Origin of the sequence: Arthrobacter sp. H14 (genome assembly GCF_000520495.1) — a bacterium.
Classification (GTDB): domain Bacteria; phylum Actinomycetota; class Actinomycetes; order Actinomycetales; family Micrococcaceae; genus Arthrobacter_C.
On record NZ_KI914698.1, the window covers coordinates 9,674 to 13,985 of the forward strand.

The 4,312-nt window shown below is 56.8% G+C and carries 3 protein-coding genes; 1 reads left to right on the forward strand and 2 read right to left on the reverse strand.

Going from position 1 to position 4,312, the window contains the following annotated elements; translation table 11 throughout:
• Positions 1-164: 164 nt before the first annotated feature.
• Together Y707_RS0120520 and Y707_RS28000 are read right to left on the reverse strand one after the other, a co-directional pair.
• Positions 165-1,538 (reverse strand): MFS transporter, encoded by a 1,374-nt coding sequence (locus tag Y707_RS0120520; RefSeq protein ID WP_081745046.1) that lies wholly within the window; start codon positions 1,536-1,538, stop codon positions 165-167.
• A 9-nt stretch (positions 1,539-1,547) separates the two neighbouring features.
• A complete protein-coding gene (locus Y707_RS28000; RefSeq protein WP_081745047.1) occupies positions 1,548-2,654 on the reverse strand; it encodes an MBL fold metallo-hydrolase in 1,107 nt (368 codons plus the stop codon).
• 81 nt (positions 2,655-2,735) lie between these two features.
• Here Y707_RS28000 and Y707_RS28005 point away from each other — a divergent pair, with 81 nt between their 5' ends.
• Positions 2,736-3,659, forward strand: a complete 924-nt coding sequence (locus Y707_RS28005) for a LysR family transcriptional regulator (protein WP_035782964.1) — start codon at positions 2,736-2,738, stop codon at positions 3,657-3,659.
• The last annotated feature ends 653 nt before the right edge of the window (positions 3,660-4,312 follow it).

Sequence of the window (4,312 nt, forward strand, 5' to 3'; positions counted from 1 at the left end):
CCCCCCCGTTACCCCTTGGCCCAACGGTTTTGGGCGCGTTCACGCATTACCTTCTTTCGCTATTCATATAGACGTCCATCGCTTGGACGGTTGGTGATTTCCCAAGGTTCCAGGGGGTTCGGAGAGGTTGTCTCTATTGGGCAGCTGATCTATTTCGCAGTGGGTTACTGAGCAGATTCGAGGTTTACTTTGCTTCCTTCGCGACTGAGCCAGATGGCCAGACCACTTAGAACGAAGATGACGATGAGGAAGATGCTGACGGGAGTGATGCTCGTATTTCCGGTGGAGGCGTAGAGAGCCGTGGCGATGATGGGGGCGAAGCCGGCCCCCAGGGTGGATGCGGTCTGGTAGGCCAGGGAGGAGCCGGTGTACCGCATCCGGGTGGGGAACAACTCGGCGGTAAATGCAGCGAAAGGTCCGAAGATGAATCCCTGCATCAGAAATTGGGCAACGACCATGGCGATGAGTACGCCCCAGAAGGTTGCTGTTTCGAGCAGCATCATCATCGGAAAGGCCAGCACGATGCCGGCGACAACGCCGAACGCCATAACGGGGCGGCGCCCGAATCGGTCGCTGAGGTGGGAAGACAATGCTATGGCCAAAATGAGCGCGAACGCTGTGGGGATGTGGAGGTTGATTGCGAGGGTGCGGTCCATTCCATGCTGCACGACCAGTGCGGTGGACCAGATAACGAAGATTCCCTGGGTGACGTAGGGCGCGACGCCGGCGACGATGGCCAATAGAAGCTGCTTCCAATAGGTCGTAAAGATGTCTCTTACCGGCGTCATCTTCTCTTCGCGTTTCTGGGCCAATTGTTGGAAAACCGGTGTCTCGGCGATCTTCAGGCGGACAAAGAGGCCGATGGCAACCAGGACCAATGAGAAGAGGAACGGGATTCTCCAGCCCCATGCGTAGAACTGCTCGTCCGGCAACGCGGCGAAAAGCCCGATCATGGCGGTGGCGCAGAGGGCACCTGCCGGGCCGCCCATGTTGGCGAAGCTGGCGGCAAATCCGCGGCGCCTTCCGGGGGAATGTTCCATCGCGATCAGCATGGAACCACCCCATTCCCCGCCTACGGCAATCCCTTGAACGATCCGCAGGGTGATGAGCAGGATTGGGGCAGTAGCACCGATCATGGCGTAGGTGGGGAGTAGCCCGATCAATGCGCTGGTGACACCCATCAACGTCAGGGTCATGATCAGCACGGTTTTGCGTCCCATCCGGTCACCGATGGGCCCGAATATCAGCGCTCCCAGCGGGCGTGCCAGATACCCCGTGGCCATGGTTGCAAAAGATGCGACCAGTGCAAGCGCCGGTGTCATCTGGGTAAAGAACACCTGGCCGAACACGATCGAGGCTGCGGTTGCATAAAGCATGAAGTCGTAGAACTCGATCGCGCTTCCCAAAAAGCTGGAAAAGAGAACACGACGCATATGCTTGGTGTTGAACTTCTCCGGACGTTCCTGCGAGCTCACTTCACGGTCGCTTGGTGCGGTTACGGTGGCTTTGTTACCAATTCCATGAATGTCAGGGGTCATGATTGATCCTTAGAGTTTGAGCGTTTCGACAGGGACGGCATCGGCTAATGATGTCTTTGAGTCTTGATCGCCAGAACGAGTACGCACGTAAGCTTTACCGAAGTGGATTTCCATGAGGTCTCGCCCGACTATGGCCTGTCCATGGTTCTCGTGTACGCGTTCCCAAATCTGCAGGGGGCGATTTCCTGGAACGAAGTGGTGTAGCACCAGGGTGTCGGCGTTCGAGTCGTTTGCTACGCGTGCAGTTTCTTCGATGGTGGTGTGTGAGTTGAGGTGATGATCGATCATGGTTTTTGATTCCGGTGTGGATCCATTGCCGTATCTTTCGGTGATCCACTCGTTGTCGATGACCTCATGAAGGAGCAGGTCGGTGTTCCGTGCCAGGCGGACCAGGTTCTGGGTGGGGGCCGTGTCACCGGAGATTGTGACGGACCCATGACGCGTATCGAAACGAAAAGCAAAGGCCGGTGCCATAGGCGGGTGCTTTACCAGTGTTGCCGTGACGGTGACTAGTTCATCCCGAAAAACCTCGAACGGGTCGATCTCCGGTACTGGATTATTGTTGGCATGGAAGCCGGCGGAATCCGGAATGTCGATTTCGCGTGGTTCAAAGAGGCTTGACGGCGATGGACGTAATGAATCGCGGATACGGTCATTCAAATCTGTTGCATGAGCCCGCATGGAGTGTTCCCAAAAACCCTCGATACCGGGGGTGGGTTCTTCAGGGTATAGAACGCCAGGGTCTTCGTCCGCTCTCGGGGACGCCCGGACCACTTGTCCTCGGTCCGCGGGGCCAACAATCGGAATTTTCGGCCCAGTATAATACTCCAGTTCAAACATGCCGAAGATACCCAGGCTAGCCAAATCGACGACGTGGTCCGAGTGCATGTGGGTGACAAATATGCCGCGCAGATGCTCAAGTTCCAATCCAGCTGATTGGAGTTGCCTCCCCACGCCTGATCCGCAGTCCACTAAGTAGAAGAATCCATCCACGACTACGGCCGTTGCTATGCCGGCCCGTTCGCCCCACCAGCGTGGGCCGCCACTGGTGCCGAGAAGGACGACCTTGGGAGATGTGGCTGACGTGACCGTCTGTATGTTTTGCTCTTCGGACATGTATACCACTATGGCGCCGGTCACTTTATTTGAAAAACACCAATACCTAGAGAACCACATAAGTAGAAGTTATATTTGGGTATGTTCAAGTACACGCTGCGTCAGATCGAATTCTTTGTGGCTGCAGCGGAGACCGGTTCTGTGAGTGCTGCTGCAGTGCGTCACCACGTCTCGCAGGCCGGCGTTTCCCTGGCCTTGGCGCAACTGGAGGCCAGCCTCGGTGTCCAGCTGGGCATGCGCAGAAAATCGAAAGGGTTTACGCTTACTCCGGCCGGGAGCAGTTTTCTAAGAGAGGCGCGGCAACTGCTGCATCAGGCCCACGAGCTGCAGGTCAGTGGATATGAGGCCGGGCACGAGCTGTCAGGAAGAATGGCACTTGGATGCTACTCCACCCTCTCGCCTTTTATCCTTCCCCCGCTCATTGATGCGTTTTCAAAAACACATCCGCAGGTGGAGCTTTCATTCGTGGAGGATTCCTCGGACGCCCTGCAACAGGAAATGCTGACGGGCAAGCTTGATGCCGTATTCATTCATCAACGGCACATAATTCCGGGGATTACAGCAGAGATCATCCAACAGCGGAAGCCTTACGTGCTGTTGCCGCCCGCTCACCCGTTGATCGAGCTGGAGGAAGTGCCACTCATGGCTTTACAGGACATGCCGATGGTCCTGCTTGATATCCCTTCCGTCCGCGAAAACCTCCTTCCCGCCATCCGGTCGTGCGGAATGGACCCGTACGTGAAATGGGGCTCAGAGAATTTCGAAACGGTGCGTGCCCTGGTGGCTCGCGGGCACGGATACTCGATTTTAATGCAACGGCCTGTATTCGATGTGACATACGACGGTCTCTCTGTGGCCCCGAGAGCCATCAAAGACGATGTTGGAAGAAGTGATGTCTGCCTTGCCTATCCCGAAAGCCCCGGGACATCCCGCCGGATGAGAAGACTTATCGAATATTGCCTGGACCTTTTCCCTCTCCACGAGAGGGAAAAGCCACCGAACTGAAGACTACAGTTCGTTCTATATCGGGACGCTGTTTCTGAGCCCCCGTCGGTTCACTTACGTTCGTAGGGGAGGACGTCGAAGTCTCCACGTTCTCGGTGACGACGGCGGTTCCGGTCGCAGTCGAGACAGCACCGGAGACGGCCGGTACTGCCGGCTTGCCGGCCTCTCTTTCCCACGCCGTTTGCCGCCGCCGACGGTTCGTCCGTAGACCAGATACATCGTCGTGCCGGTGATGATCATCGGTAGCGGCAGGATCCAGCGAAAGGTGTAGAGCGTCTTGGCGCCCATGATTGTCGCGGTGTCCTCCAAAGGAGGGTCGACGCCTGCAAAGGAGGCTATGAGCAGCCGGTCATAGCCTCCACTGTAGCGGTTGAGCCGCCTTCACCGGGCTGTTTCTCGGGCGGGGTATAAGCGAATTGAAGAAGCCAACGTTGATATAGGGTTTTGTCATTTTCAGAAGCCGCCTGCACAACTGGAGGTTGCTGCCATCCAGTGGGCCTGTTCGGGAAGTAGCCGATGCGCGGAGGAAGTCCCCGGGCGGTGCGCTGCGGCCAGCCGTCCATTCTCGGTAACGAAGGATTTCGAGAATACTTCGAATCGAGAGCTCAGGGCTTAGAGCGTGTCTCTTAAATTGGTTTGGCGTGCAGGATTGT